At 70.9% G+C, this 26,192-nt stretch carries 39 protein-coding genes; 32 read left to right on the forward strand and 7 right to left on the reverse strand.

All coding sequences use genetic code 11. From position 1 onward, the window contains the following. Window positions 1-7: 7 nt before the first annotated feature. On the reverse strand, window positions 8-1,681 hold the full coding sequence (locus tag Srubr_RS00920) for an FAD-binding dehydrogenase (RefSeq protein WP_189999853.1): 1,674 nt from the start codon (window positions 1,679-1,681) through the stop codon (window positions 8-10). 129 nt (window positions 1,682-1,810) lie between these two features. Continuing rightward, a complete protein-coding gene (locus tag Srubr_RS00925) occupies window positions 1,811-2,440 on the reverse strand; it encodes a TetR/AcrR family transcriptional regulator (RefSeq protein ID WP_189999854.1) in 630 nt (209 codons plus the stop codon). A 118-nt stretch (window positions 2,441-2,558) separates the two neighbouring features. Here Srubr_RS00925 and Srubr_RS00930 point away from each other — a divergent pair, with 118 nt between their 5' ends. The 3 genes from Srubr_RS00930 (at window position 2,559) to Srubr_RS00940 (ending at window position 5,399) form a co-directional block, all read left to right on the forward strand. After that, window positions 2,559-3,188, forward strand: a complete 630-nt coding sequence (locus Srubr_RS00930) for an alpha-ketoglutarate-dependent dioxygenase AlkB (RefSeq protein ID WP_189999855.1) — start codon at window positions 2,559-2,561, stop codon at window positions 3,186-3,188. Window positions 3,189-3,272: 84 nt separating this feature from the next. Beyond that, window positions 3,273-4,055, forward strand: a complete 783-nt coding sequence (locus Srubr_RS00935; RefSeq protein ID WP_189999856.1) for an MBL fold metallo-hydrolase — start codon at window positions 3,273-3,275, stop codon at window positions 4,053-4,055. 108 nt (window positions 4,056-4,163) lie between these two features. Beyond that, on the forward strand, window positions 4,164-5,399 hold the full coding sequence (locus tag Srubr_RS00940) for a DUF4032 domain-containing protein (RefSeq protein WP_189999857.1): 1,236 nt from the start codon (window positions 4,164-4,166) through the stop codon (window positions 5,397-5,399). Between the two features lies 1 nt (window position 5,400). On the opposite strand, the gene Srubr_RS00945 is transcribed toward Srubr_RS00940, so the two are convergent. Next, on the reverse strand, window positions 5,401-6,267 hold the full coding sequence (locus tag Srubr_RS00945) for a universal stress protein (protein ID WP_189999858.1): 867 nt from the start codon (window positions 6,265-6,267) through the stop codon (window positions 5,401-5,403). Between the two features lie 202 nt (window positions 6,268-6,469). After that, window positions 6,470-8,251, reverse strand: coding sequence for a M4 family metallopeptidase (locus Srubr_RS00950; RefSeq protein WP_189999859.1), 1,782 nt, complete (start codon window positions 8,249-8,251; stop codon window positions 6,470-6,472). Window positions 8,252-8,560: 309 nt separating this feature from the next. Here Srubr_RS00950 and Srubr_RS00955 point away from each other — a divergent pair, with 309 nt between their 5' ends. After that, the gene (locus Srubr_RS00955; RefSeq protein WP_229927017.1) at window positions 8,561-9,829 is read left to right on the forward strand and encodes a serine hydrolase domain-containing protein; all 1,269 of its coding nucleotides are present in this window, start codon (window positions 8,561-8,563) and stop codon (window positions 9,827-9,829) included. 75 nt (window positions 9,830-9,904) lie between these two features. Here Srubr_RS00955 and Srubr_RS00960 read toward each other — a convergent pair whose 3' ends face one another. Together Srubr_RS00960 and Srubr_RS00965 are read right to left on the reverse strand one after the other, a co-directional pair. Further along, window positions 9,905-11,266 carry a tyrosine-type recombinase/integrase gene (locus tag Srubr_RS00960; protein ID WP_203854903.1) on the reverse strand — a complete coding sequence of 454 codons (1,362 nt, stop codon included), beginning with the start codon at window positions 11,264-11,266 and terminating at the stop codon, window positions 9,905-9,907. Window positions 11,267-11,692: 426 nt separating this feature from the next. After that, window positions 11,693-12,109 (reverse strand): helix-turn-helix domain-containing protein, encoded by a 417-nt coding sequence (locus Srubr_RS00965; protein WP_189999642.1) that lies wholly within the window; start codon window positions 12,107-12,109, stop codon window positions 11,693-11,695. Between the two features lie 174 nt (window positions 12,110-12,283). On the opposite strand from Srubr_RS00965, the gene Srubr_RS00970 reads away from it, so the two are divergent. The 21 genes from Srubr_RS00970 to Srubr_RS01070 all read left to right on the forward strand — a co-directional run bounded on the left by Srubr_RS00970 (window position 12,284) and on the right by Srubr_RS01070 (window position 22,382). Beyond that, a complete protein-coding gene (locus Srubr_RS00970; protein ID WP_189999643.1) occupies window positions 12,284-12,547 on the forward strand; it encodes a helix-turn-helix domain-containing protein in 264 nt (87 codons plus the stop codon). Between the two features lie 3 nt (window positions 12,548-12,550). Continuing rightward, window positions 12,551-12,853 (forward strand): DNA-binding protein, encoded by a 303-nt coding sequence (locus Srubr_RS00975; protein WP_189999644.1) that lies wholly within the window; start codon window positions 12,551-12,553, stop codon window positions 12,851-12,853. 89 nt (window positions 12,854-12,942) lie between these two features. Further along, entirely contained in the window at window positions 12,943-13,377 is a 435-nt protein-coding gene (locus Srubr_RS00980; RefSeq protein ID WP_189999645.1) for a DUF6197 family protein, read from the forward strand. Next, window positions 13,374-13,556 (forward strand): hypothetical protein, encoded by a 183-nt coding sequence (locus Srubr_RS00985; protein WP_189999646.1) that lies wholly within the window; start codon window positions 13,374-13,376, stop codon window positions 13,554-13,556. Before Srubr_RS00980 ends, Srubr_RS00985 begins: the two co-directional genes overlap by 4 nt. Continuing rightward, on the forward strand, window positions 13,553-14,617 hold the full coding sequence (locus Srubr_RS00990) for a hypothetical protein (RefSeq protein ID WP_189999647.1): 1,065 nt from the start codon (window positions 13,553-13,555) through the stop codon (window positions 14,615-14,617). Before Srubr_RS00985 ends, Srubr_RS00990 begins: the two co-directional genes overlap by 4 nt. Continuing rightward, window positions 14,614-14,994 (forward strand): hypothetical protein, encoded by a 381-nt coding sequence (locus Srubr_RS00995; RefSeq protein WP_189999648.1) that lies wholly within the window; start codon window positions 14,614-14,616, stop codon window positions 14,992-14,994. Before Srubr_RS00990 ends, Srubr_RS00995 begins: the two co-directional genes overlap by 4 nt. Then, complete coding sequence (locus Srubr_RS01000; protein ID WP_189999649.1) at window positions 14,991-15,458, forward strand: hypothetical protein; 468 nt, start codon at window positions 14,991-14,993, stop codon at window positions 15,456-15,458. Before Srubr_RS00995 ends, Srubr_RS01000 begins: the two co-directional genes overlap by 4 nt. Next, window positions 15,455-15,652, forward strand: a complete 198-nt coding sequence (locus tag Srubr_RS01005; RefSeq protein WP_189999650.1) for a hypothetical protein — start codon at window positions 15,455-15,457, stop codon at window positions 15,650-15,652. The genes Srubr_RS01000 and Srubr_RS01005 overlap by 4 nt, the downstream gene beginning before the upstream one ends. Beyond that, a complete protein-coding gene (locus tag Srubr_RS01010; protein ID WP_189999651.1) occupies window positions 15,649-15,879 on the forward strand; it encodes a DeoR family transcriptional regulator in 231 nt (76 codons plus the stop codon). The genes Srubr_RS01005 and Srubr_RS01010 overlap by 4 nt, the downstream gene beginning before the upstream one ends. Then, window positions 15,876-16,757 carry a PD-(D/E)XK nuclease-like domain-containing protein gene (locus tag Srubr_RS01015; RefSeq protein WP_189999652.1) on the forward strand — a complete coding sequence of 294 codons (882 nt, stop codon included), beginning with the start codon at window positions 15,876-15,878 and terminating at the stop codon, window positions 16,755-16,757. Before Srubr_RS01010 ends, Srubr_RS01015 begins: the two co-directional genes overlap by 4 nt. Beyond that, window positions 16,754-17,545 carry a hypothetical protein gene (locus tag Srubr_RS01020; protein WP_189999653.1) on the forward strand — a complete coding sequence of 264 codons (792 nt, stop codon included), beginning with the start codon at window positions 16,754-16,756 and terminating at the stop codon, window positions 17,543-17,545. Before Srubr_RS01015 ends, Srubr_RS01020 begins: the two co-directional genes overlap by 4 nt. After that, window positions 17,542-17,844, forward strand: coding sequence for a hypothetical protein (locus Srubr_RS01025; protein ID WP_189999654.1), 303 nt, complete (start codon window positions 17,542-17,544; stop codon window positions 17,842-17,844). The genes Srubr_RS01020 and Srubr_RS01025 overlap by 4 nt, the downstream gene beginning before the upstream one ends. A gap of 64 nt (window positions 17,845-17,908) precedes the next feature. Further along, a complete protein-coding gene (locus Srubr_RS01030; protein ID WP_189999655.1) occupies window positions 17,909-18,661 on the forward strand; it encodes an exonuclease domain-containing protein in 753 nt (250 codons plus the stop codon). Beyond that, window positions 18,661-19,032 carry a hypothetical protein gene (locus tag Srubr_RS01035; RefSeq protein ID WP_189999656.1) on the forward strand — a complete coding sequence of 124 codons (372 nt, stop codon included), beginning with the start codon at window positions 18,661-18,663 and terminating at the stop codon, window positions 19,030-19,032. The genes Srubr_RS01030 and Srubr_RS01035 overlap by 1 nt, the downstream gene beginning before the upstream one ends. Then, window positions 19,029-19,268, forward strand: a complete 240-nt coding sequence (locus tag Srubr_RS01040; RefSeq protein ID WP_189999657.1) for a hypothetical protein — start codon at window positions 19,029-19,031, stop codon at window positions 19,266-19,268. Before Srubr_RS01035 ends, Srubr_RS01040 begins: the two co-directional genes overlap by 4 nt. A gap of 412 nt (window positions 19,269-19,680) precedes the next feature. Continuing rightward, complete coding sequence (locus Srubr_RS01045) at window positions 19,681-19,902, forward strand: hypothetical protein (RefSeq protein WP_189999658.1); 222 nt, start codon at window positions 19,681-19,683, stop codon at window positions 19,900-19,902. Continuing rightward, window positions 19,899-20,255: a restriction endonuclease gene (locus Srubr_RS01050; RefSeq protein WP_189999659.1), complete on the forward strand. Its 357-nt coding sequence runs from the start codon at window positions 19,899-19,901 to the stop codon at window positions 20,253-20,255. The genes Srubr_RS01045 and Srubr_RS01050 overlap by 4 nt, the downstream gene beginning before the upstream one ends. Further along, window positions 20,255-21,124 (forward strand): helix-turn-helix domain-containing protein, encoded by an 870-nt coding sequence (locus Srubr_RS01055; protein ID WP_189999660.1) that lies wholly within the window; start codon window positions 20,255-20,257, stop codon window positions 21,122-21,124. Before Srubr_RS01050 ends, Srubr_RS01055 begins: the two co-directional genes overlap by 1 nt. Window position 21,125: 1 nt before the next feature. Beyond that, on the forward strand, window positions 21,126-21,692 hold the full coding sequence (locus Srubr_RS41555) for a WhiB family transcriptional regulator (protein ID WP_203854904.1): 567 nt from the start codon (window positions 21,126-21,128) through the stop codon (window positions 21,690-21,692). A gap of 169 nt (window positions 21,693-21,861) precedes the next feature. After that, entirely contained in the window at window positions 21,862-22,188 is a 327-nt protein-coding gene (locus tag Srubr_RS01065; protein WP_189999661.1) for a hypothetical protein, read from the forward strand. Beyond that, the gene (locus Srubr_RS01070; protein ID WP_189999662.1) at window positions 22,188-22,382 is read left to right on the forward strand and encodes a hypothetical protein; all 195 of its coding nucleotides are present in this window, start codon (window positions 22,188-22,190) and stop codon (window positions 22,380-22,382) included. The genes Srubr_RS01065 and Srubr_RS01070 overlap by 1 nt, the downstream gene beginning before the upstream one ends. 133 nt (window positions 22,383-22,515) lie before the next feature. Here the strand turns inward: Srubr_RS01070 and Srubr_RS01075 are convergent, their stop codons facing one another. Beyond that, window positions 22,516-22,800 (reverse strand): type II toxin-antitoxin system Phd/YefM family antitoxin, encoded by a 285-nt coding sequence (locus Srubr_RS01075; RefSeq protein ID WP_189999663.1) that lies wholly within the window; start codon window positions 22,798-22,800, stop codon window positions 22,516-22,518. Window positions 22,801-23,681: 881 nt separating this feature from the next. On the opposite strand from Srubr_RS01075, the gene Srubr_RS01080 reads away from it, so the two are divergent. Genes Srubr_RS01080 through Srubr_RS01110 form a run of 7 tightly spaced genes read left to right on the forward strand, consistent with a single transcriptional unit; the run spans window position 23,682 to window position 26,187 of the window. After that, the gene (locus Srubr_RS01080) at window positions 23,682-23,969 is read left to right on the forward strand and encodes a hypothetical protein (RefSeq protein WP_189999664.1); all 288 of its coding nucleotides are present in this window, start codon (window positions 23,682-23,684) and stop codon (window positions 23,967-23,969) included. After that, the gene (locus Srubr_RS01085) at window positions 23,969-24,664 is read left to right on the forward strand and encodes a zinc finger domain-containing protein (RefSeq protein WP_189999665.1); all 696 of its coding nucleotides are present in this window, start codon (window positions 23,969-23,971) and stop codon (window positions 24,662-24,664) included. Before Srubr_RS01080 ends, Srubr_RS01085 begins: the two co-directional genes overlap by 1 nt. Then, entirely contained in the window at window positions 24,661-24,960 is a 300-nt protein-coding gene (locus tag Srubr_RS01090; RefSeq protein ID WP_189999666.1) for a hypothetical protein, read from the forward strand. Before Srubr_RS01085 ends, Srubr_RS01090 begins: the two co-directional genes overlap by 4 nt. Next, a complete protein-coding gene (locus tag Srubr_RS01095; RefSeq protein WP_203854905.1) occupies window positions 24,957-25,427 on the forward strand; it encodes an NUDIX hydrolase in 471 nt (156 codons plus the stop codon). Before Srubr_RS01090 ends, Srubr_RS01095 begins: the two co-directional genes overlap by 4 nt. Before the next feature lie 18 nt (window positions 25,428-25,445). After that, entirely contained in the window at window positions 25,446-25,718 is a 273-nt protein-coding gene (locus tag Srubr_RS01100; protein WP_189999667.1) for a zinc finger domain-containing protein, read from the forward strand. Further along, a complete protein-coding gene (locus Srubr_RS01105; RefSeq protein ID WP_189999668.1) occupies window positions 25,715-25,987 on the forward strand; it encodes a hypothetical protein in 273 nt (90 codons plus the stop codon). The genes Srubr_RS01100 and Srubr_RS01105 overlap by 4 nt, the downstream gene beginning before the upstream one ends. Then, window positions 25,984-26,187, forward strand: a complete 204-nt coding sequence (locus Srubr_RS01110; RefSeq protein WP_189999669.1) for a hypothetical protein — start codon at window positions 25,984-25,986, stop codon at window positions 26,185-26,187. Before Srubr_RS01105 ends, Srubr_RS01110 begins: the two co-directional genes overlap by 4 nt. The last annotated feature ends 5 nt before the right edge of the window (window positions 26,188-26,192 follow it).

Raw genomic sequence — 26,192 nt, forward strand, 5'->3', positions numbered from 1 at the left:
CCGAAGCTCAGCCCGTGTGCCGGGCCGCGTGCCGGCCCGCCGCCCGGCCGGAGAACAGGCAGCCGCCGAGGAAGGTGCCCTCCAGGGCGTTGTAGCCGTGCACCCCGCCGCCGCCGAACCCGGCGACCTCGCCCGCCGCGTACAGCCCCTCGATGGGGGTGCCGTCGGTGCCGAGGGCCCGGGAGTCCAGGTCGGTCTGGATGCCGCCGAGGGTCTTGCGGGTCAGCACGTGCAGCCGGACGCCGATGAGGGGGCCCGCGGCCGGATCGAGGACGCGGTGCGGGGCGGCGACCCGGCCGAGCCGGTCGCCGATGTAGCGGCGGGCGTTGCGGATGCCCTGGACCTGGGCGTCCTTGCTGTAGGGGTTGGCGATCTGCGCGTCCCGGGCCTCGATCTGGCGGCGCACCTCGGCGGCGTCCAGCAGTCGCTCGCCGGTCAGGCCGTTCATCTTCTCCACCAGCCGTTCCAGGCTGTCCGCGGTGACGAAGTCCTCGCCCTTGTCCAGGAAGGCGCGCACGGGTCCCGGGGCGCCCTTGCCGAGCAGCCGGTCGCGCAGCACGGCCCTGCGGTCCTTGGCGGTGATGTCGGGGTTCTGCTCGGAGCCGGAGAGCGCGAACTCCTTCTCGATGATCTTCCGGGTGAGGATGAACCAGGAGTGGTCGTAGCCGGCGATGTCCTCGGTGGTGCGCAGGTACTTCAGGGTGCTGAGCGTGTCGTAGCCGGGCAGGCAGGGGTCGGGCAGGCGGCGGCCGAGGGCGTCGAGCCAGACGGACGACGGTCCGGGCAGGATGCGGATGCCGTGGCCGGGCCAGATCGGGTCCCAGTTGTGCAGGCCCTCGGTGTAGTGCCACATGCGGTCGCGGTTGACGAGCCGTACGCCGGCCTCGGCGCTGATGTCGAGCATGCGGCCGTCGACGTAGGCCGGGACGCCGGTGACCATCCGGGCGGGGGGCGTGCCGAGCCGCTCGGGCCAGTAGCGGCGGACGATGTCGTGGTCCGCGCCGATGCCGCCGGTGGTCACGACGACGGCCTGGGCGGTCAGTTCGAAGTCGCCGGCGCGGTCGCGGCCGGAGGCGACGCCGCGCGGGGAGTCGTCGGGGGTGAGGACCGTGCCGCGCACCCCGCGTGCCGTGCCGCCCTCGACGACCAGTTCGTCCACCCGGTGGCGGTGGTGGAAGGTCAGCAGGCCGTCCCGGGCGGCCTGCCGGGCGGAGCGGACGAAGGGTTCGACCACGCCGGTGCCGGTGCCCCAGGCGATGTGGAAGCGGGGCACGGAGTTGCCGTGCCCGTCGGCCCGCAGGTCGCCGCGCTCGGCCCAGCCGACGGTGGGCAGCAGCTCGATGCCGTGCCCGGCGAGCCAGGACCGCTTCTCCCCCGCCGCCCACTCGACGTACGCGCGGGCCCAGCGCACCGCCCAGGAGTCCTCGTCCGCGAGCCGGTCGAAGCGCGCGCTGCCCTGCCAGTCGCTCCAGGCGAGGCCGAAGGAGTCCTTGATGCCGAGCCGGCGCTGCTCGGGCGAGCCGACGAGGAAGAGGCCGCCGAAGGACCAGAACGCCTGGCCGCCGAGGTTGGCGGCGTTCTCCTGGTCGACCAGGGCCACCCGGCGGCCCCGGCTGGTGAGTTCGTGCGCGGCGACGAGCCCGGCGAGGCCCGCTCCGACGACGATGACGTCCGCGTCCATGGTGTGTGTCCTTTCCTCGGGGTGGCCGTCGGGGGCTCGGGACTCGGGAGTGCTGTGCGGCGGGCAGCGAGGGGGCTCGTCGGGGTGCACGCGGCGGGCGGGGTGCTCGTCGGCGGGCTCGTTCCGGCGTCACGCCGGGATGCGGCTGCCGTCCGTCAGCAGCGCGGTGAGCAGCCGGGCCAGCCAGGCCCGGGCGGCCTCGACGTCCCGGTCCAGCAGCAGCTGGGTGGTGACGCCGTCGTAGGCGGCGACCACGGCGCGCGCGGCGGCGTCCGCGTCACCGAGGACGGCGGGCAGCGCGGTGTGCCCCCGGGCCCGGGCGAGCCGGTCGGCGATGGCCGCGCGGAGCCGGGCCCGGTGGTCGAGCAGGGTGCGGGCGACGGCCGGGTCCCGGGCGGCATGCACCAGGAAGTCGGTCTTCACCAGCAGCCAGTCCACGTCGAGCAGCAGCACCTCGGTGACCCGGTCCACGGAGGCGGGGACGTCCAGGTCCGGCCCGTCCTGGGCGAGCGCGTCGGCGACCTGGCCGGCGATCAGGTCCGCGCGCTCCCGGTAGAGGGCGAAGAACAGCTCGTCCAGGGTGGCGAAGTTGGAGTAGAAGGCGCCCCGGCTGAATCCGGCCGCCTCGCAGACCTCCTCGATGGTGACCCGCCCGAACCCCTTCGCCGCGAACACGGCGAACGCGGCGTCGAGCAGCCGGGCCCGGGTGTGTGCCCGGCGCCGGGTGACACGCGCGGGCGACCGTTCCGCCGGTTCCATCCGACCGTCCTCTCGTTCGATACGCGAATGTATCGAATACATCCGTGTATCGAAAGGGTCCGAACGCCGCCGGTGATCAAATTGAACGCATTTTCGATTCCCGGAGTAGGCTGGCCCCATGGCCACGCACCTCCAGGGCTCCCTGTTCGACCAGACCGACGAGCTGCGGCTCGGCCCGCTGGACGCGCTGCGCCGGACCGGGCTGGGCGCGGGGGCCTGGATCGACGTCCTGCCGGGCTGGCTGAGCGGCGCCGACGCGCTGTTCGAACGGCTCGCGGCCGAGGTGCCGTGGCGGGCGGAGCGCCGGAAGATGTACGACAACGTCGTCGCCGTACCCCGGCTGCTGGCCCACTACGGCGAGGGCGACCCGCTCCCCCACCCGGTGCTGGACGAGGCCCGCGCCGTGCTCTCCCGGCACTACGCCGAGGAGCTCGGCGAGCCGTTCACGACCGCCGGGCTGTGCTACTACCGGGACGGCCGGGACAGCGTAGCCTGGCACGGGGACCGCATCGGACGGGGCGCCCGCGAGGACACCATGGTCGCGATCCTCTCCGTCGGCGCGCCCCGCGACCTGCTGCTGCGCCCGGCGGGCGGCGGCGGCCCGACGGTGCGCCGGCCGCTCGGGCACGGCGACCTGATCGTGATGGGCGGCTCGTGCCAGCGCACCTGGGAGCACTGCGTCCCCAAGACCGGCCGGGCCACCGGACCGCGCATCAGCGTCCAGTTCCGGCCACACGGCGTACGGTGACCGGCCGACCCCGCCCTTGCGCGGGGAGGCGGCCCGTCTGATTGGCTGTCCTTCCACCGACGATCACAGGGGCGCGGGGAGAACATGCGGGCAGATGTACGCCAAGTCGCCGACGGCACTTACCTGGTTCACGGCAACAACGTCAACTGGGTGATCCTGAAGGAGGGCGACGCCGTCACCCTCGTGGACACCGGCTATCCGGGCGACCGCCCGGCGCTGCTGGAATCGCTCGCGGAGGTGGGCGCCTCCCCGGAGGCGGTCACCGCCGTACTGATCACCCACGCGCACAACGACCACCTGGGCTCGGCCGAGTACCTGCGCGCGGCCCACGGCACGCCGGTGTACCTGCACCCGGCCGAAGTGCCGCACGCGCGGCGGGACTTCCTCCAGCAGGCCACCATCGGCGACGTCATACGCAACGCCTGGCGGCCCGGGGTCCTGCCCTGGGCGGTGCACGTGATCAAGGCCGGCGGCACCGAACAGCACCCGGTCACCGCGCCCGAGCCGTTCCCGGCGGCCGACGGCGCCCCGCTGGACCTGCCCGGCCGTCCCGTGCCCGTGCACACGCCCGGCCACACCGACGGCCACTGCGTCTACCACCTGCCCCGGGCGGGCATCGTCATCTCCGGGGACGCGCTGGTCAGCGGGCACGCCACCGCGCGGATCAAGGGCCCGCAGATCCTGCCCGACTTCTTCCACCACGAACGCGCCCGGGTCGTGACCTCCTTGGACGTGATCGGCGCGCTCGACGGGGACGTCCTGCTGCCGGGCCACGGGCCGGTGCACCGGGGCCCGGTGCGCGCGGCGGCCGAACAGGCCCGGGAGCGGGCAGCCCGGAGAACCCGCGCGGGCGGAGCACATCCCTGAGCCCCTGAGCCCTCGGGAGGGTGCCCTGGGAACGCCCTCGGGACGGGTCCCCGGCACCCCCTGACGCGGCCTCCTGCAACACCCGTGCGGGGCCTTAGGGTTCGTGTCATGGCCTTGCAGATCAGCGCCACGAACCCGGAGCACCCCGCACTCCTGCTCGCCCTGCCCTGGGACACCCCGCTGGAGGAGTGGCCCGAGGAGTACCTCGTGCCGCTCCCGCGCGGCATCTCCCGGCACGTGGTGCGCTACGCGCACGCCGGTGACGAGGTGATCGCCGTGAAGGAGCTGGCCGAGCGGCCCGCGCTGCGCGAGTACGGGCTGCTGCGCGACCTCGACCGGCTCGGCATCCCGGCCGTCGACGCGCTCGCCGTGGTCACCGGCCGCACCGACCGCTCGGGCGCCCCGCTGGAACCGGTCCTGATCACCCGGCACCTGCGCGGCTCGATGCCGTACCGGTCGATGTTCGAGACGACCATGCGCCCGGCGACCATGCACCGGCTGATGGACGCCCTCGCCGTGCTGCTGGTCCGCCTCCACCTGGCCGGGTTCGCCTGGGGCGACTGTTCGCTGTCCAACACCCTGTTCCGGCGCGACGCGGGCGCCTACGCGGCCTACCTGGTCGACGCCGAGACCGGCGAGCTGCACCCGCGGCTCAGCCCCGGGCAGCGGGACTACGACCTGGACCTCGCCCGCGTGAACATCAGCGGCGAGCTGCTGGACCTGGAGGCGTCCGGCGCGCTGCACCCGTCGGTGGACCCGGTGGAGTTCGGCCACGAGATCTGCACCCGCTACCAGGGGCTGTGGCGGGAACTGACCCGCACCTCGGTGTACCCGGCGGGCAAGTACCACTACATCGAGCGCCGGATCCGCCGGCTGAACGACCTCGGTTTCGACGTGGCCGAGATGCAGATCGAGCACTCCTCGGGCGGCGACACGGTCACCTTCGTGCCGAAGGTCGTGGACGCCGGCCATCACCAGCGGCAGCTGCTGCGGCTGACCGGGCTGGACACCGAGGAGAACCAGGCGCGGCGGCTGCTGAGCGACCTGGAGAGCTGGATGGCCACCCAGGACGACTACGCCCCCGATGATCCCCTCGCGGCCCGGCCGGAGGTACTCGCCCACCGCTGGGTCCGGGACGTGTTCCGGCCCACCGTGCGCGCCGTCCCGCCGGAGCTGCGCGGCACGATGGACCCCGCGGAGATCTACCACCAGCTGCTCGAACACCGCTGGTACCTGTCCGAGCGCGCCCAGCACGACATCGGGCTGGACACCGCCGTCAAGGACTACATCGAGAACGTCCTGCCCCGGGCCCGCGCCACGCTGGAGCCGGCCGAGCCCGAGTAGGTCAGTCGTGCGGGACCACGGCCACCGGGCAGCCCGCGTGGTGCAGCACCCCGTGCGCCACCGAGCCGATCCGGGCGCCGACGGCCGTACGGTGCGCCCGGCGGCCGACGACCATCAGCTGGGCCCGGTCCGCCGCCGCCAGCAGCACCTGCCCGGCGCTGCCCATCTCGACGTGTTCGGCGACGGGCACCTCGGGGAACCGCTCCCGCCAGGGCCGCACGGCGTCGGCCAGCGCCTGCTTCTCGTACGGTTCGAGTCCGCCCGCCTCGTCCAGCAGCCGCAGCGAACCCGGGCTGTAGGCGAAGACCGGCGGCAGGGTCCAGGCCCGCACCACCCGCACGGCGGCGCCCCGGGCCGCCGCCGCCTCGAACGCGAACCGCAGCGCCGCCGCGCTGTCCTCGGGGCCGCCCTGCTGGCCGACCACCACGTCCCGGCCGGCCGCCTCCGCCGCCGGTTCGTCCCCGGCCCGCACCAGCACCACGGGCCGGGTGGCCTCGGCGATCACCTGCTGCCCCACCGAGCCGAGCAGGAACCCGACGACGGGCCCGTGCCCGCGCGAGCCGAGCACCAGCATCTCGGCCCCGGCCGCGGCCTCGGCCAGCGCGTCCGCGGCCCCGCCCTCCACCAGGTCGGTGGTCACCGCGAGCCCCGGGTGCCGCTCGGCGACGGAGCGCACCGCTCCCTCCGCGCCCTGGGCGGCCCACCCGTGCTGGGTGTCCCGGTCGGCCGCGGCCAGCGCCTCGGCGTACCGCCAGGCGTGCACCACGCGCAGCGGCAGTCCCCGGCGCACCGCCTCCCTGGCCGCCCAGTCCAGCGCGGCAAGACTCTCCTGCGTACCGTCCACACCTGCCGTGATCGGGCGTGTCATCCGTGGGCCTCCTCGTCGTCCCGCGCGCACGAGCGTGTCGCCGTGCCCTCACGATCATGGTGCCCGATCCGGGCCCGGGTACCGCGGTGCGCCGGAGCGGACCCGGGCGGACGGCCGGTCCGCCCTCGCCAAGGGAACGAACGGCCGGATGCCCCGCGCGGGGCGGGGCATCCGGTGGTGCTGAGAGGTCCGGCGTCGTCCGTCAGTGGCGGGCGCGCGGGGTGTTGGCGGCGGTGACGTTCACCGCGGCCCACGACTTGTCGACCGTCTTGTACTCGGTGCTGTTCGCGCCGTACAGGTCCTTGGCCGCCTTCAGCGTCGCGGTGCGCGCCTGGTGGAAGTCGGTGCTGGAGACCATGTAGCGGGTGAGCGCCCGGTAGTAGATGGCGGTCGCCTTGGCCCGGCCGATGCCCTTGACCTGGAGGTTGCGGTAGGTCGGCGAGTTGTAGGTGACGCCGCCGATCTTCTTCTTGCCGCTGCCCTCGGCGAGCAGGTAGTAGGCGTGCGAGGAGACACCGGAACCGGCGTGTACCTCGGTGTAGTAGGTGTCCGGCGACCAGTAGTCGATGGTGCCCTCGAGCTTGTCCAGCGACGGGTGGTCCAGGCGGCGCAGGAACTTCTGCGCGAGGCCCAGCTTCTCGCCGACCAGGTAGTCCGGGGTGTCCTTCGCGTTCTTGGCGTAGAACTCGACGTTCGAGCCGAAGATGTCCGCGAGCGACTCGTTCAGCGAGCCGGGCTCGCCGTACTGGTTGCCGTCGGCGTCGACGAAGGTCGGCTGGAGGTTGGCGGTCGCCTCCACCACGCCGTGGGTGAGCTCGTGACCCGTGACGTCGAGGACGACGAGCGGCTTCTTGAACATCTGGCCGTCGCCGTCGCCGTACAGCATGCAGTTGCAGGTGGGGTCCCAGAAGGCGTTGGCGACCTTCTTGCCCCAGTGGACCATCGCCTGGGCGGCCTTGCTGTTGTTGCGGATGCCCTTGCGCTGGAACGTGGACTTGTAGAAGTCCAGCGTCTTGGTGACGCCGTACTGGGCGTCGGCGGCGACCGTGGCCCGGCTGCTGGTCTTGCCGTTGCCCCACACGTTGGTGGTGTTGGTGAACTTGGCGCCGGCGCTGAACTTCTCGGTGTACGAGCCCTTGGCGTCCCGGGTCTCGGTGCCGTACCGGTTCGGGTCCTTGAGCTGGTAGTGACCGCGCGAGGTCTGCGTGGTGGTGAGGCCGACGTTGCCCACGAAGAGGGTCTTGCCGGTGCCCTTGGCGGCCGACGGGTAGCGCGTGGCGCCGGTGGCGCCGGAGCCGGCCAGGCCGGAGGCGGCCGCGGCGGGGGCGGTGCCGGTGGCCGGGTCGAGGGTCTCACCGCGCTCGCGCAGGGCGTCGAGCAGCTTCGGCGACAGGAACTCGTCCCGGGTGGGCGTGTTGCTGCGCACCTTGCCGGTGACCGCGTCGACGACGACCGTGCGGGCGGTGTCCTGGTCGGTGACGGTGACCTGGTAGGCGAGCGCGGAGGCGCCGGCCCGGGCGTCCACCACGAGCTGGGCGCCGCCCGCGTCGCCCTTCGCGGCCTTGGCCGCCGCGGCGGCGGCCTGGGCGGGCGTCAGCCTGGCCTTGGCGGCGGGCTTGACCGTGTGGCCGGCCGCGCGGGTCACCCCGGCGTAGCCGAGTTTGCCGTCGAGGTGGACGACGAGGTCGCCGCCGAGCACCGGCAGGCCGTTGTGGGTGCGGACGAAGCGGACGTGCCGCGCGCCCTCGGGGTCGAGCATGACGTCCTGGGCGTGCAGTTGGTCGCCCTTGGTGACGCCGGTCGCCGAGGCGTGCGCGAAGGCCGCGGTGCGCGCGGCCTCCACCACCACCGCGGCGTTCGAGGAGGCCGAGGCGGCGTGCCGCTCCCCCGTGCCGGGACCCGCGAAGGCCGTACCGGCCAGGCCCGTGGCAGCCGTCGCCACCGCGACGGCGACCGCCACGGTGCGTATGTGCGGTCTACGCAATCTGATCAGGGTTCCTTCGTACGCAGGCGGCCGAGGTCGTCAACCGCCTTGAGACATGGCGCGGTCGGGCGCCACGGGGGCTGGTCTGGCCCCGGGGTAACCCTTGCCGATCAGTCATGGACACGTAAAGCCGGAATGATCCATTTCGCGCACTTCTATGGCAATCCTTTACACAGGACAGCCACAGAGTGATCACCGCATGACCCATCGTGTGTCGACCGGGGAGACGGGGTTCTCATCCCCTAGGTTCCCAGGGCGGAATGTGACCGATATCGCATCAGGAACCGACCGGACGGAAGTGGGCAGGGGATGGTCTCAGCAACTGTGGGGCGGGCAGGGGTACTCGGCGCGGTCGCGCTGTCGCTGCTCGCGGTCCCGGCGCGGGCGGCGACGGGAACGCCGGACACCCAGGCGGCGGCACGGCAGGCAGCGGCGACTCCCGCGGCGGGGGGACGGCAGGCAGCGGCGACGGCGGCACGGGAGGCGGCGACGGCGGCGGCACGGCTGGCAGCGGCGGCGCCGCGCGGCCCGGCAACGGCGGCGCTGCCGGCGCCGAACACCGCTGGTCTGGCAACGGTGTTGCGCTCAGTGGTGGCCCAGGGGGCGCCGGGAGCGCTGGCCCGGATCGACGACCACGGCCGGACCCACCGGGTCACCCGCGGCGTCGCCGACCGCGTCACCGGACGGGCCATCAGCACCGGTGACCGGTTCCGGATCGGCAGCGTCACCAAGACCTTCACGACGGTGGTGCTGCTCCAACTCGTCGACGAACACCGGCTCGCGCTGGACGCGCCGGTCAACCGCTACCTGCCGGGCCTGCTGCCGGACGACCGGATCACCGTCCGCCATCTGCTGAGCCACCGCAGCGGACTGTACGACTACAGTGACGACATGTTCGCCGCGAGCGTCTCCGGCTTCGAGGCGGTCCGCGAAAAGGTCTTCACCTACCGGCAGTTGGTCGCCCTCTCCCTGAAGAAGCCCCGCACCAACGCGCCCGGCGCCGCCTACTCCTACTCCAACACCAACTTCGTCGTCGCCGGGCTGCTCGTCGAGAAGCTCACCGGCAAGCCGGTGCGGACCGCCTACCGGGACCGGATCATCCAGCCGCTGAAGCTGACCGACACCTTCTACGTCCACCCGGACACCGCGATCCCGGGCCGGCACACCCGCGGGTACCTGACCCCGGACCGCGCGGGCGCCCCGCTGGTCGACGCTACCGCCCAGACCGTGTCCTGGGCGCAGAGCGCCGGGGCACTCATCTCCAGCGCCCGGGACCTCGACGTCTTCTACGGCGCGCTGCTGGGGGGCCGGCTGCTGTCCGCGGCGCGGCTCGCCGACATGGAGCGGTTCACCAAGGTGAGCAGCACGACGGCGTACGGCCTCGGGCTGCGGCGGCGCGACCTGTCCTGCGGGGTGTCGGTGTACGGGCACACGGGCGCGGTACAGGGCTACTACACCTACTCGTTCGGCACGAAGGACGGCGAACGGACCCTCACGGCCATGGCGAACACCTCGAACAACACCGAGGTGCTCAACACCCTGGCCGGGGCGCTGGAGTCGGCGTTCTGCGGGAAGTGACCGGAGCGCGGGCCGGCCGACACGCTCGGTGATCTTGGCGGAACCGGGCCGTCCGGGACACCATGCCCTGCATGATTATCCATCAAGCACCGGCAACGCGCTGAACAGCGAAGACTCCACATCACCGTCCGCCGATGGGAGACGGATGGGGAACGGTGGCACCCAGAGCCCCGCCGCAACGATCCGCTTCTCCCACACCTCTTGCAGGTACTGCACGATCCGCTCCTCCATCGCCAGCGTCACCTCGCTGTAGGCACCCTCCATCCCGGGCAACTCGTGGCCCATGCGACCTTCCTTGGCCACCCTCGGGATATCGGCGCCGGGCTCGTCCAGCAACGCCCTGTGCCAGTGCCGCAGACGGTAGATGTCCTGCCCGGCCATCTCAGGCACGGCCGGCACCTTCGGTCGTGCGTAGCGCCCAGTCCGTTCCTCGGCCCCGTCGCGGATCGGGTACCAGTACTCCCGGTTGAAGTTCGCACCCATCAGCAGGCGCCCCGTCATCGATGTGAAGACGAAGGGCTCGTTGTGGCTCGCCAGCACGGCCTCGTGCATGCGGTGGAGGAAGGGCGGGATCACCAGCGTGCGATGCGACTCGTACTTCGGGCCGGCCAGCATCGGCTTTCCCGCGACGCGGTACACCTGGTACTGGACTCGCAGTGCGTGGAGGCTGTCACCGTACCTACCCAGGGCCTCTGACCGCTGTTCCTCATCGGGGTCGGAGGCTGGCCAGTGCGGGGAGGCGTAGCCGCGCTGGAGACCGCGCATTTCGCCGGGTGGGCGCATGCCGGTGAAGGCGATTGTCCAGATGTACGCCCAACCGGTATATCCCCACACGGTGTGGGCGTTGACGGCGAGTTGGTGGATGGGCTCGATGGGCAGGTGTTTCTTCTCGCGCCGGATCTTCTTCTTCGTGTACTTACCCCGTCGGCTCTGCGTGACGATAGGCAAGTCGGTGCGCAATCTGTACTTGGTCATCGCGTCGACCATCATCGTGCGGAAGAGACCGCAGAGCTGAGAGGCGTAGTTGTCGGAGTACCGCTGCTCAATGTTTTTTTTCCAGCGGTCGTATTCGATGGGTGTGATCTCTCCGACGGGTCGTCCTTGCCAGTCGGGAGCAATGACCGTCTTGATCATCGACTTGTAGACTTCGAGGGACCGTGGCCGCAGGTCAGCAGCCTTGTACCAGGTCCACGCGTACTCATCCATCGGCGTCTTGCTGGACGCTCGCGGGATGTGCTTGCCGTGCCGGACCTCATACTCGCGGTCCAGGCCGTAGTTGTGGGCCTCTTCCTCGTCTTTGAACGGGGTGCCCGGCTCGGGCCCGGAGGCGGAGTCGTACAGCTTTTTCTTGGTTGGCTTCCCGTCGGCGTCGAGCTTGTATTCGCCATTCCACCACTTGACGCGAATCGAGTTGCCGCGCACTTCCACACTGGGCATATGTACCCCCCAATGATTGGTGAGTTGGGGGCGTGGCGGGCACCCCTGCCGCCACCGCCTCCGCTGGACTGACCCCTACGATGCCTGACCTATCGGGCAGCCGCCGCAGGATTCGCAGTCCCGGCCCTGCGCCTTCATGAACAGCCTCACGCGCCCCTGAATGGCACGGTCTTCGACAGTCCTGGAGGACAGGACGCACACCTTCTCTCCTGCTACTTGGGTCGGGTAGCCGAAGCTGTTCGGCCCAAGATCGAGATAGATGACATTACTCACCGGTCCCCCTTTGTCGCTTGGGACCTCCGCGGGTGGGTGCTGTCAGCCTCGCATGCCGAACGTGTGAGCGGGAGGGGGTTGTTGAGGTTTCATCAGCGTTTGGAGGTCACGATTCGGCTACGGGGGAAAGGTTGTACGAGAGAACTGCCCTAGTCAGGGGCCGTCGGTCACGATTCCGGCTCTTCGCAGGTTCTCCACAAGCTCGTTCACAAAAGCGTCAAGCTCACCAACCGGGGCAGTCGGCAGGGTCGCCCTCGCTGTATCCCACGCCATGTCGCGCGCCTGCTTCTCGGTCATCCCCGGCGCGGGGTCCGGTGACGACGTTGTCGGGCTGTCGGCGAAGACGGGATCGCCGCCTTCGATGATGGCGATGCAGCTACCGGTTGCCCAACCGAGCGCCTTGTCGACCTTGACGTAGGTGGACTCATACACCTCCTGCCCCTCTTCGACCCGTTTCCAGGTGTTGCGGGAGATGCCGGCTGCTGCTGCGGCGGCGTCGCGCGATGAGTACTGCTCCAGGCGGTGCATCTTCACGCGCTCCGCGAGGCGGTCGAGATCGGGGGTGGCCATGTCGACATGTTCTCAGGTCCATCCAGTTCCATCCAGTTCCAACCAGGTAATCAACCGAGACTGGTGCGTGGAGGGTCATACACGGCCAGTTACGCTCTCCCTAAAGGTCATCCAAGGTCAATCTAGTCCGCGCAGGGGTAGACAACCAGGGTCAACCAAGGTTAATCTCAAGGCATGCACCAACCGCTGACCTACGAGGTCAACGGGGACGCGATCCGCGAGGAGCGCATGCAAGCGGGCCTGACTCAGACCGAGTTGGCCAAACGTGCGGGCATAACCCCCCGCTACGTCAGCCACCTCGAAACCGGCACCCGCAGACACATGGGCCCCCAGACGTACCGGCGCCTCCGCGAAGCCCTCAACGCGACCGATGCACGCCTACGGCTCACGCCTCCTCGCCCCACCGAGGACCCTCCTCACCCTGCCGAAAGGGAATGACCCGTGCCCACGGACAAGAGCTGGTACCACCGGCCGCAACCGCCGGCGGACCCGGACCAGGAGTACATGACCGTGCAGGAGACGGCCTACGTGCTGCGCGCCAGCACCAACTGGCTCCGCCGTCTCCTGAAGAAGAACCCGCACCTGTGCGGCCGGAACGGAAAGCGCGGGCTGATCGTCACGAACCGCGAGCAGCGCGCCGCCATCCACACCATCCGCAGCGCCGGCGACCCGCGTCAGGGTCGCTCGATGCCGCGGTCCCGCCGCCAGCCGACTGCCCGTTCGCGGGCCGCTGTCGCCGCCTGATCTACCCCTGACGCGCCGAAGGGCCGCCCGCTTGCAGGCCCGGCGACCCCCGACTCGGCGCCCCTACCAACCAGAAAGCAGAGGTCACCGTGACCACATCATTGCAGATCCGCAGCAGGGTTCTCCCGCTGCACCAGTCGCCGCAGGCGCGGCCGACGACCGTCCCGGCGGTGTTCCGGGCGGCGGCCCGGCTGATCGTGGCGAACGGCCACCACCAGGGCGACTACTGCCCGGACCCGTTCGACCGCGTGTCGAAGACCTCGCACGCCAACCGTCCGCTGTCGATCGTCGCGGCGATCCGCTGCGTCGTGTCGGGCAGCCCGCACCGGGAGACGCCGCTCGCCGAGGCCGCCGTGAAGACGCTGGCGGACCGGCTGGTGGTGGACGGCGAGCCGGCGTGGAACGACGAGCCGTTCTGGCTGGAGACGCACGTCGCGAACTGGGGCGACGTCGAGGGCCGGACCGTCGAGTCGGTCGTGGCGGTGCTGGAGGCGGCTGCGGACGCGAACGAGGTGGCGGCATGAGTGCGCTGCGGATGGTCCGTGCGGAGGACCTGGAGGAGGCCCGCCTCGCGGAGGTGGACCAGGAGTTCCTGGAGATGTACGGCCCGGACTGGGCGGCGTGGGAGCCGTGGAAGCGGGAGCTGTACTTGACCGCGATCGAGCAGGTGCACGCCGAGTTCATCCCGGGGGTGGCGGCATGAACACCCGCTCGGTGAACTCCGCGGCCGGGGTCATTCTCGCCGCGATGCAGCAGAAGCAGACCGCCACGGGGATCGCGCTGGCGCTGGAGTCGGCGGGCCTGCTGATGTCGCCGGAGTCTGCGACTGACCTCCAGGGCCGGTTGGACGAGGCGCACGAAGAACTCACCGGCGTGAGTCTCTCCTTGTACGAGGAGGAGTTGGAGACGGCGCGGTTGCGGCTGGCGTTGAAGTCGGCGCAGCGCGGGCGGCGTGAGATGCGGTCGCAGCGGGACGAGTTCTGCGATCGGGTCGACACGTTGACGGCCGTCGCGAAGGGCAACAAGCGGCACGTGGCGGATCTGACGGCCGAGTGCCAGCGGTTGCAGACCGAGTTGGTGGCCGCGCGCGAACGGTACAGGGAGGGCCTTCGGAAGGCCGACGAGCAGGTCAACGCGATGAGCGCCGAGGTGAAGCGCTACGCGGCAGGTGACGAAAGTCCCGTCCTGTGGTCCGTCTACAACAAGATGCACGGCCGTGCCTTGTCGTCTGAGGCTGAGGCCGAGGGGCTTCGTGCCAGGGTCGCCGAGTTGGAGGCGGAGCGGCACGCGACGAACGAGGCGCTGTCCGAGGCGGCCGAGTCGCTGCGTGAGCATCGGGACCGGATCGCGGAGCTGGAGAAGGAGCGCGCGCGGTACGTCGGTGCGGAGCCGACGATCGCGGAGGAGCTGACCTACCTCTCCCGCTGCCTGGACGCGGTGCTCGATCTCTGCGAGAAGGCCGAGAAGCAGGCGACCCGGTGGGAGAACCCGCTGCCGATGCCCGAGTGGGTCGCGGAGGTTCGCGCGGCGGCGGAGGGGATGGTCGAGCGCACCTCGTACCCGCCGGCCATGCCGTGGGCGCGGCTGATGGATGACGAGGACCTCGCGGAGTTCCTGGACGGTCTCGTTGGCGCGTTGGAGACCGGCGGGGCCCGGGACGCGCTGGCCGAGGTCGAGGACACCTGCGCTACCTGGCGGGCGATCGCCGAGGCGCAGCACGCCCACAACACCGCACCCGGACCCGGCGAGGAGACCGCCCGATGAACCACTCGAAGAAGCCGCAGCAGTCCTTCTCGCTCGGCGTGAACCACCTGCACGGTGTGCTCCGCCTGGACCAGATCCGCACCGACACGTTGATGCAGCTGGTGCAGCACTGGGCGGACCCGGACTCCCGGGACGACGTGATCGACGCGCTGGACGAACTCGCCGCCGTCGTGACCGGCGTTGCCCGCGAAGGGGAACTGGACGCGGCGCTGGAGCAGGTCGAGGACGTGGCCGGGATGGAGACGGCGCAGGTCGAGGTGTCGATGACGGACGCGCGTCGCCTGCACGAGGAGTTGACCGAGGTGAACCGGGTGTTGGGCCGGTTCCGGCTGCGGGCCGCCGAGGTCCCCACCCAGCGCGAAGGGAGCGCGGCATGAGCGCCCACGACTGGCTGTATGAGCGCCTGACTGGCGCCTGTATCTCCCCGGACAAGGCCAAGCTGGAGATCGGCGCGCACCGTGTCGAGGTGCTTCGTGACGCCACGGCTGCGGCTGTCGCCGAGCGGCTGACGGATGCGACCGGTCAGCCGGATGACGTGGCCTACAACAGGGCCATCGAGGACGTGGTGGACGCGCTGACCCGTCTGACCTACGGCGAGCGCAGTGACGCCGCGCGGGCCTTCTTCCAGCCCGGCCACACCTACGCGCAGTCCGAGTTCCCCCAGCACGACTGGCGGTTCCGCTGCGACACGGTCACCACCCACCCCGAGGACGGCGAACGGACCGCGCTCGGCTGGCGCTTCTGGCGTGGCAACTGGGAGGCGTACGCCTACGCCGAGGACGACTGGGAGGTCCACCTGCACGTCGGACTGACCGACGTCACCAAGGAGGCGGCCCGATGACCGCGCTCCAGCCCGAGATCACCGCGCTGGTCGCCCGGCAGCGGGAGCAGCGTCTCGCCGAGGGCATCGCCGCCGAAGCCCGACACCAGCTCGACCCCGCCGACGAGTCGTTCGCCCGGCTCGCCTGCGACCACCCCGAAGCCTGCTCGTGTGACCGGGACTACCCCGGCTGGATCCCCGGAGGTACCGCGTGAGCACCGCCCAGCAGCGCCGCACCCGCCTCCTCAACACCATCCGCCAGCAGCCCCACGAGGTCCGCACCGGCGAGGTCATGGCCCTCTACCGGGCGCACGGCTGGGGCCCGTCCCGGACCACCGCCCGCCGCGACCTCCAGTACCTCGCCCGGCACGGCCAGCTCACCGAGCACGGGCCGGCGGACGACCGCTACTACACCCTCACCTGGAAGGACGGCCACGCGTGACCATTACGACCGACGCCGGGGCTCAGGCCCCGGCCGCCGGCCCGGTCATCCGGGACGACCTGACCGCCGAGCAATACCACGCCGACCGCACGTCCATCTCCTCGTCCGGGCTGCGCGCCCTGCTGCCGCCCGGCTGCCCCGCCCAATTCAAGTACGACCGGGACAACCCGCCGGCACCGAAGCGGGAGTTCGACCTGGGGCACGCCGCGCACAAGCTGGTCCTCGGCGAGGGCCCGGAGTTCCGGATCATCGACTTCCCGGACTACAAGAAAACCGCCGCCCAGAACCAGCGCGACGAGGCGTACGCCCTCGGTCTGGTGCCGCTCCTCCCCAAGGAGCACGACCAGGTGCAGGCGATGGCCGAGGCGATCCGACAGCACCCGATCGCTGGACCGCTGTTCACCCCGGGCACCGGCCGCGCGGAACTGTCGATCTTCTGGACTGACCGGGAGACGGGTATCCGCTGCCGGGTCCGCCCGGATTGGCTCAAGGAGCTCCCGGGCCTGGTCCTCGCGGCTGACTACAAGACGATCAAGTCGGCTGACCCGGACACTGTGTCCCGCGCGATCCGCGACCACTCGTACCACCAGCAGGACGCCTTCTACACCGACGGAATCTGGGCCGCCCTGGACCCGGAGGACATGCGCTTCGTCTTCGTCTTCCAGTCGAAGCAGGCTCCGTATCTGATCACGGTGCGCGAACTCGCGCAACAGGACCGGGACATAGGCCGCGCCCGTAACCAACGCGCCCTCCGCCTCTACGCGGACTGCGAGCGCACGGGGATCTGGCCCGACTGGACCGGCCCCGTCACCGAGATCCCCACGATCTCCATGCCCTCCTACGACACCCTCCGCCAAGCCGAGGAGTACCTCCAGTGAGCACCGAAGTCGCCACCCGCGACGAGCAGCAGACCGTCGCCCAGCAGCAGGCTCCGCAGCCCGAGCCGACCGCCGGAACCACCGCCCTCGTGGCGTGGGCGCAGGAAGCCAGCCTCGCCTACGACATGGCCACCAAGCTCGCCGCCACGAGCTTCGTCCCCGCCTCCCTCCGCGGCAAGCCCGGCGACATCGCCGCCGCGATCCTCGCCGGCTCCGAGCTGGGGCTCAAGCCGATGGCCACCCTGAAGAGCATCGACATCATCCAGGGCTCGCCGGCCCTGCGGGCGCACGCCATGCGGGGCCTGGTCCAGGCGCACGGTCACAAGATCCAGCTCGTGGAGTCCACCGACACGTACTGCAAGATGCGCGGCCTGCGCAAGGACGAGGACACCTGGCAGGAAGTCGAGTGGGACATCCCCCGCGCGCAGCGGCTGGGCCTGCTCGGCAAGGACCAGTGGAAGAAGCAGCCCCGCACCATGCTCGTCGCCCGCGCCACCGGTGAGATCTGCCGACTCATCGCCTCCGATGTTCTGCACGGCATGCCGTACGTCGCGGAGGAGCTGGGGGACTTCGTGCACGGCGAGCTGGTCCCGCAGAAGGCTCCGTTGTCGGTGGCCGCCATCACCGCCCCGGTCCCGGCGCCCGCGCCGCAGCAGCCCGACGGTGAGCCGGAAGCCATCGACGTCGAGACGGATGCCGACGCCGCCGCCGACGCCCTGTGGGACGATGCCCCGCCCGCCGGCTCCGGCAACTGGCCCGAGGTCGCGCAGCCCGGCGGTCAGGCATGAGCGAGCGCACCGAGACCGTAGCCCTCGACGTGACCGCCTACCGCGCAGCGTTCGGCACTCTCCGCACGATGCTCGCCGAGTACCTGGCCGAGGCCCTGGTGCACGGCGATGGCCCCGAACACCGTCGGCTGACCCGCTTCGCGCGGGGTCTCGATGAAGCCGGGCTGAACCTGGACGACCTCATCGACTCCTTCATCACCGGCACGTGGGACACGCGGCCCGCGTGGGCCTGGAAGTCGCCCACCGCCCGCAAAGAGCCGGTCCTCGGCGATCCGTGGGATGACACGCCGCCGTTCTAGCCCGCACACAGATCGGCCGCCCCGCGGGCAGTGCGGGGCGGCCACCCCAAGGAGACCACAGCTCATGGAGCAGAACCACACCGCGGCCCCGCCGTGGTACCTCGGCCGCCTCTGCGGCTTCGACCTGGAGACCACGGGCGTGAGCCCGGTCCGGGACCGGATCGTCACCGCGTGCGTCGTGCAGTGCGGCGGCGCTCAGCCGGTCGCATCCGCCACCTGGATGGCCGACCCCGGCGTCGAGATCCCCGAGCAGGCCGCTGCGGTGCACGGCATCACCACCGAGCTAGCCCGTGCCGAGGGTCGTCCGGCCGGCGAGGTTGTCGAGCAGGTCGTCACCGCGCTGACCGCGGTGGTCATGTCCGGGATCCCGATCATCGTCATGAACGCGGCCTACGACCTGACCATGCTGGACCGGGAGGCACGCCGGCACGGCGTCCAGCCGCTCGCTGACACCGTGGGCCCGGACCTGCGGGTCGTCGACCCGTTCGTGCTGGACAAGCACGTCGACCCGTACCGGAGCGGGAAGCGGACGCTGACGGACCTGTGCCGCCACTACCAGGTGCCGCTGGACGGCGCGCATGACGCGGCGGCGGATGCGCTGGCCGCGTGCCGGGTGGCGTGGCGGATTGCCAACGTCCACTCGAAGATCGGCAACGCCACCCTCGCCCAGCTGCACGAGATGCAGGTCGAGTGGGCGCGCGAGCAGGCCGAATCGCTCGCCAAGTACTTCCGGAACACCCCCGGCAAAGAGGACCGCGCAAAAACCGTGCGCGGTGACTGGCCCCTGATCCCTGCTCAGCGAACGGAGGGCCAGTGATGCTGGTCGCCAAGTCCAAGTACGTCGACATCCAGCGCGCGTTGAAGGTCGAGACCGGCCGCCGGGAGCTGGCCGAGGCGAAGATCGAGCAGCAGGCCACGACGATCGCCCGGTTCCAGGCTCAGCGGGACGACCTCCGCTCGCAGCTCCAGCACCTCCAGGACGAGCACCCGGACACCCCCGTCTCGGTGCAGCCCGCGGTGGGTGGCGCCCGGGTCGCGCAGCAGCTGGCCCTGTTGGAGCGGGCCCGGCGCTCACTGGACGAGCAGGTCCGCGCCCTGCACAAGGTCAACATGCAGCAGGAGCAGGAGATCGTGGTGCTGCGCGCGCAGCTCGCCGCCCTCCAGCCGGTCGAGGAGAGCGCGTCGTGACCCCGGCGATCACCCTCGGCGCCGCCTCCCTCATGGGAGCCCTCGTCATCGCCACCGCCGCCGTCCGCTGGGCAGTCCGCCTGGCGGCGGCCCGGCCCCGCCACGCACCGGTGCACGGCGCGGTCATGGTCCAGCAGTGGACGTACTGCCCGACCTGCGGCACCACCCTCCCCGCGACCGTGCACGGGACCACGCTGCGCTGCGACGCCGGCCACCTCGTCGGGGAGGGGCTGTGAGCAGCCGGAAGCGTCGTCGCATCATCACCTGTGACGCGTGCGGGAAACGCCGTGAGCACGGAGGCCACGGCTGGTGCCGGACCTGCCTCACCCGGTGGGTTTACCACGGTCGGCCTGCTGATGGACCGCCCCCTGCCCTCTCGCCCGCACCGTGCGGCACGGACGGCGCCTACCAGCGACACCTCCGCAAAGGCGAGGAGCCCTGCCAGGCATGCCGCGACGCGCACGCCGCCAAGCAGCGTTCCTACACACGACGCCACTCGGTCTCCAGTCACTGGAGCCGCGAAGAGGCACAGGCCGCAGTGGCTGTCGCGGCTCGCTCCAAAGGGGTCGCGGACTGCCGCCTCGTCCTCGAAGCCCTCGGCCTGGCGCCCTCCGGCGCGGCGCACCGTGATCACGTTGGGAGGGCAGCATGACCGTCGCAGCCATCATCGTCCTCGCCGTGTGGGCGCTCGGCATCGTCGCCCTCACCGTCGCACTCGCCGTAGCCGGACGTGAACACCCGCTGGTCGACGCGGCGATGTTCACCGACCCGGTCCGCACCTGCCTCTCCCTGGCCCTGGTCACCGTGTTCTGGCCGGCCGCCGTCGCCGCCACAGGGCTGCGCCGCCTGATGGAAAGGGGTCAGCGATGACCAGCAACTACGAGAAGGGCCGCGCGCTGGAGCACCGCGTCCGCGCCCACCTCCGCGAGGAGGGCTACGAAGTCCTGCGCACCGCCGGCTCCAAGAGCAAGGTCGATCTGGTCGCGATCAAGCCGGGGCAGATCCTGCTCGTCCAGTGCAAGCGCAGCGGCGCCCTGCCGCCGGCCGAGTGGAACGCGCTGTGGGACCTCGCGCAGATGATCGGCGCGGTCCCGGTCCTCGCCGAGCAACTCCCGCGCGGGCGCCGCTACTGGCGGCTCACCGCCCGCAAGGACCGTCCGGGCGCCCGGCAGCCGTACGTCGAGCTGACGCTGGACGAACTCGCCGCGGGGGTGACTGCCTGATGCCCGCCCCCGTGAACGCCTCGGACACGGACATCCTCGCGTTGCTCCGCGACGGGTACAGCAACCTGCGGATCTCCCGCGAACTCCACGTCGATAAGACCCGTGTCGCCCGCCTGCGCCGCAAGTACGACATCCCCAACGTCACCTTGCAGCCCCTCACCCTCGAAGAAAAGTGGGCCACCCGTACCAAGCTCATCGACGGCGGACACCTGGAATGGCTCGGCGAACGCGCCGGTGCTACCAGCACGCCGGTCATGCGGTACAAGGAGGCCAGCTACAGCCCCGCCGCAATCGCCTTCGAGAAGAAACACGGTCGGCCCCCGCAGGGCTACGTCAAGGCCGAGTGCGAATACCCGCACTGCGTTGCCCCCGACCACGTCAACGACGAAGCCGGACGGCAGGAAGCCCGGCGGAAAGTGCGGGCTGAGCGCGGTCTCGGAGACCTGCCCACCCAGTGCGTTCGAGGCCACGACCAAGCAGAGCACGGCAGGTTGGAGCCCGACGGCAGCGCCTACTGCGGCATGTGCAAGGTGCTGGACAAGCGCGCCCAGCGCGACCCGTCCATGCCGCGCCGGATCAAGCCGCGGGCCACATCCCTGGAAGAGGCGTTCCGGCTGCGCGCCAAACCGATCGACGGTGGGCACGTCCGCTGGACGGGCCCCATCACGAACACCACGCCGAATCTGAGATACCGGGGCGCCAATCACTCGGCGTACCGGATCGCATTCCGTCTCCACTACGGCCGCGTCCCCGAGGGCCAAGCCCGGCCCGTGTGCGGCGTGCCGGGGTGCTTGGCCGGTGGGCACTTGGAAGACCGGCCTATGCGGCAGCGCACGGCGTCCCTCTTCAACGCGATCTTCGGAGCCTGACATGAGCAACTACACCGGCGCTGTCCCTGACACGGTCCGGCAGCCAGACTGGCGGACCCGCAGCGCGTGCCAGGACTACGACCCCGAGCTGTTCTTCAGTACGGGCGCCGAGGGGACCGCGAAGGCTGTGTGCCGCGGCTGCCCGGTGCGCGAGGAGTGCCTCAACCACGCTTTGGACGAGCGCATTGAGGACGGCGTGTGGGGCGGACTCACGGACGACGAGCGCCGCGACATCCGCCGCAGGGCCGTCCAGTGGAAGCTGACAGCCCTGGAAACCCAGCGGCGCCTCCGTCTCGCCGAGCAGCCGCCACGGCAGCGGACGATGCAGGAGGTGTTCGCGGAGAGCACCCTCGCAACGCTCGGCGACCACCTCGCATGGACGGGCTCCGTCAAGCCGAAGTTCCGGGGCCGCGCCTACACGCCCGCCCAGTTCGCGTTCATCGTCGGCCGCGGCCGGGCGCCCGAGGGCGCGGTACGACGCACCTGCGGCACCCCGGAGTGCGTGCGGCCCGAGCACCTGTCCGACGGCGCCGAACGACAGGCCGCGAGTACACCGGCCGCGGCCTGATGGACGCCGCTGCCGACCCGGTCTGCGGCATCCCCGTCCCGCAGATGTTCCGGTCCGCCTGTACCCCCGCCGGGTGGCTGTGCTCGACGCACAGCCCCTGGCGGGCGGCGGGCCTCCCCGAACCACCACCCGCCTACACGCCGCGCCCGCAGCAGGAGGAGGACGCCCGATGATCGCGCCGATACAGCCCGCCCTGGACGGCAGCGTGCCCGCGCCGGCCGTGGACTACCACAGCTGGTGCGACCTGGTTCGGCCCGTGTTCGTGGCCGCCGCGCAGTCCGGCCGCAGGTTCACGGTGTACGAGGTCGCGAAGGACAACGACCTCCCGGAGCCCGGCAACCCGCGCGCGGACTGGGGAAACCTCACGCAGGCCCTCGTCCGGGACGGGCTCCTGGAGCACTGCGGGTTCGACCGTACGCTCCGCCCGTCGGGTGAGCACTCCGCGGTGTCCGTGTGGCGCGGCACCCGCGCGGCGCAGGCCGGGAGGATCACGTGATGGCCGCCCGTACCTGGCGCCCCGACGGGCCCGGCAGCTTCCAGGCCCCGACCGACGTCCGGGCGGTCAGCGACCGGACCGGCCGCCGTTGGTCCAAGCAGGGCGCCCGCTGGACCGCGACAGGCTCCCACTTCATCCGCTGGCGGGTCCTCGTTGCCGAGCACGGGCCCGTGACCGAGGAGACCAGTTCATGAGCTGCCCGGGGTGCGGGGATCCGCTGCCGCCGTCCGCCGGGTTCTGCCGACGCTGCGGCGCACCCATCGGCCAGTGACAGCAGAGCCCCGCACCAGCGCGGTGCGGGGCCCGGAGAGGGGGAGGGGAACGGTGTCATCCGGGGAGATCGCCGAACAGGTCCGAGTACACGTCAGGCCACTGGTTGCGCACGCGTTCGAGGGCAGCCCGTTCTCTGACCGCCTGCTCGTAGAACTCGGGCGGCACGAGCATTGCCACCCGCTTGCCGCGCTCAGTGAAGGCTCCTGGCCGCTGGCCCCAGCTGACCTCGCGGATCAGCGACGTCAGCGCGGCGCGCGCGTCGGTCATGCCGACTTCGGCCACGCCGTCTTCCTTGATCTCGATCTTCGGGTGAAGGGCCATGGCCAGAGTGTAAGTCATTACCAATCCTTCCAAGTTGGCCAATCTTTAAAGTAGCATGGCAGTGCAAGGCCAGCGCTGCCAAGACGCGCAAGCCCCTTGGTTCCGCACGACCGAAAGAAGTGCCGATGTCCTGGTTCAAGATCGATGATGGCTTTCACTGCCATCCCAAGGTGTTCGCCGCAGGCACGCCGGCCGTCGGTCTCTACGTTCGGTGCGGATCCTGGGTCGCCCAGCAGGTGACCGACGGAGTCGTGCCGAAGCACGTCGCCAAGATGTACGGCACCCCCCGCATGATCAAGGCACTCGTGGACGCCGGACTGTGGCACCAGCACGGCCACGACTGCGCCTCGTGCCCCGAAGTCGACGTCAACTCCTACGTCATCCACGACTACCTCGACAAGAACCCCAGCCGAGCCGAGACCGACATCGCACGCAAGGCCAAATCCGAGCGGCAGCAGCGGTGGCGCGAGGGTAAGCGCGCCGCAGCCGGAGACGCCGGTGTAGACGCGTCTCAGCACGACGGACGAAACGGACACGGCTCGGATTCGGAAGGCAACTCAATGCGAGTTGCCCCCAAAACGAAACGCAACTCGCATCGAGTTGAGGACGAGTTCGCATCGAGTTCGGGTGCCAACTCACAACAGAATGCTGGTGCCTGGAACGGAAACGGGCAGGTCAACGATAGTGCGCCCCGGAATGTAGACGCCCATGTAGACGCGTCTACCAGCCGTCACGGTGACGCTGCCCCCGTCCCCACCCCACCCGTCCCGTCCCAGGTACCTCCTACGGAGGTACCACCTCCCCCTCCCCCCTCCGGAACACAGCCGGGCGCCAACGTGGTCCCGCTTTCGGGACGAGGGGAAGTCCAACCCCTCATCGAAGCCATGGAAGCCCGCGGCATGACCGTCTCCTGGAGCTTCCAAGCAGCCGAGTGGCTCGAACTCCGCAACGCCGTCCGCCGCGCCGGAGTCCCCGCCCTCGTCGACCACGCAGCCCGCGCATGGCAGGCCGCCAAGACCCAGCCCTACAGCGCCAAGTACTTCCTCCGCGGCTGGACCGGCCTCCAAGAACCCACCACCTACACCGGCCCCCGCCCCGTCGCCGGCCCCAGCAAGACGACCGAGTACCTCGAAGACATGGCCGCTATCGCCGAAGAGCTGCGGCAGCAGAAGTCGAAAGGCGCCTGATGGAGCCCGAGCAGATCCCCCACCTGATCGCGCAGATCGCACTCGCTGATCCCCGCGTCCGTCGCGAAGACCCCACCGAACGTCGCGCCCAGATCCTCATGTGGGCCGGCATCCTCACTGACGTCCCCTACGACTACGCCGTCCAGGCCGCGCAAGAGCACTACGCCACCAGCACCTGGCCGATTCTTCCCGCCGAGATCGCCACCCGCTGGGCCGCCACCGTTCGCGACCGCATGAACCGCCACAACGGCACCTTCGAGCCCACAGCCCACCCCGAGCTGGATCCCGACGACATCAGTGGCTACATCACCGCCCTGCGCAACGAGCGACAGGCCGTCGTCCGTGGTGAAGCCGCCCCCGCTGCCGTCAAAGAGATCACCGCAGGGACCGCCGCAGAAGAAGCGGAACGTCGTCTCGAACAACTCGGTAGCTACGTGCCCCGCCACGTCGACGAAGTCCTCGACGGCTACCGCCCCATCAAGGCGTCACGGCGCGCAGCCATAGCCGCAGGACTCCCCGACCCCCTCGCGGTCACCTGCGACTGGTGCCACGCCCCCGCTGGCGAGCCGTGCCGCTCCCGCCGTGTCGATCCCAAGGGGGCCACCACCAGCCGCCGCCGTACCAAGCCGCACCCCAGCCGCCTTGAAGCCGCCAGCCACGCCACCCTCCAGCCCCGCACCGAGGAGACCGCATGACCACGCTGTTCGTCGTCGCGCTCATCCTCGCCTGGCTCGGGGGATACGGCATCGGTCGCGGCCGACCCGTACACCGCGCCCTCAACTGGGCCAACTGGCAGCTCTACAGCACCACCCGGGCCACCGGCCTCCGCCGAGCAGCCGTCTGGACGCTCCTGTCCGTCGAGAACATCGCCTGGCTCATCACCCACCCCGTCCAGGGCTGGCACGCCTGGCAGCACCGCAACGACCCGCTCCCACCCCGCAGCCCCGCCGTCACCATCCGCCGCACCAACGACACCGAGGAGACCGCATGAACGCCGACCAGCTCGCCGAGCTGAAGCCCCTCGCCGCCGTCATCGAAGCCGCTATCGCCGAGACCCCGATCCGGCTCGGCACCGACGACTGGGGCACCGTCCTCGGAGCCCGCCTCCTCGCTGACGTCGCCGCCTACATGGGCCGCACCCTCGGCCCCGACGCCCCGATCCTCGGCGAGATCCAGGCTGAGCGCGCCCGCCAGGACGCCAAGTGGGGCGAGAAGAACCACCCCGACGGCACTGGCAACAAGAGCCAGCAGGACCGCGCCGAGGCAGCGCGCCGCTGGTGCGAGAGCGCCTTCGGATCGGGATACGGCACCTGGGCCGACATCCTCACCGAGGAGGTCGCAGAGGCCGAGGCAGAACGGGTCCCGGCCCGACTGCGCGCCGAGCTGATCCAGGTCGCCGCTGTCGCTGTCGCGTGGATCGGCGCTATCGACCGCCGCACCGGCGGCGAAGCCCGGTGACCACCCGCAAGCCCGGCGTTGCGCGCCCTCATCCACAGCACCACCACCCACCCCGCCCGCACCATCGCCTGCCCCCACTGCCACGCACCCGCCGGCCGACCCTGCACCCTCCGCACCACCGGCCAACACCTCCCCGAACCCCACCCGAAGCGCATCTCCGCCTGGGCGCAGCAGACCGCCGTCTGCCCCACCTGCCAAGTCGAGCCCACCGTGCCCTGCCACGACGACGGCCGCGCCCGCCACACCGTCCACAACCGCCGCTACCAGGAAGCCGAGGAAACCGCCGCATGACCACCACGCCCACCCCCATCGAAGGCCAGTGCGAACGCTGCAAGCAGCCCCGCCCCCTCTTCACCTACCAGCCTGAACACGACTGCATCGACGTCGCCGGACTCGTGCGCCTCCCCGAAGCCCTGGAGTGGATCGAGCAGATCGAGGACACCGACGACCGCTGGTGCTCACGGCGCCTCCACCACAAGCCTCAGGCCAAGCTCTGCATCCGCTGCCACGACAAGGAGCGCGAGGACGAGGAGCGGCACATCAAGGACCACCAGCTGTGAGCCCCCTCGACCGGCTCCTCGCCGAGACCATCCCCATCCGCCCCCAACCCGCACCCGGCACCCAGGCCCGCGACCACCAGCCCAGCCACTGGACCCAGGCCCAGCGTGACGCCCACTGGCAGGCCCTCTGCGACGCCGTCGGAACACCCGGGGCCGCACGCCCCGCCGAACGCGTGAACGCCCGCCAGAACGCCGCCTAACCCCG

It is taken from the genome of Streptomyces rubradiris (genome assembly GCF_016860525.1).
Lineage (GTDB): Bacteria > Actinomycetota > Actinomycetes > Streptomycetales > Streptomycetaceae > Streptomyces > Streptomyces rubradiris.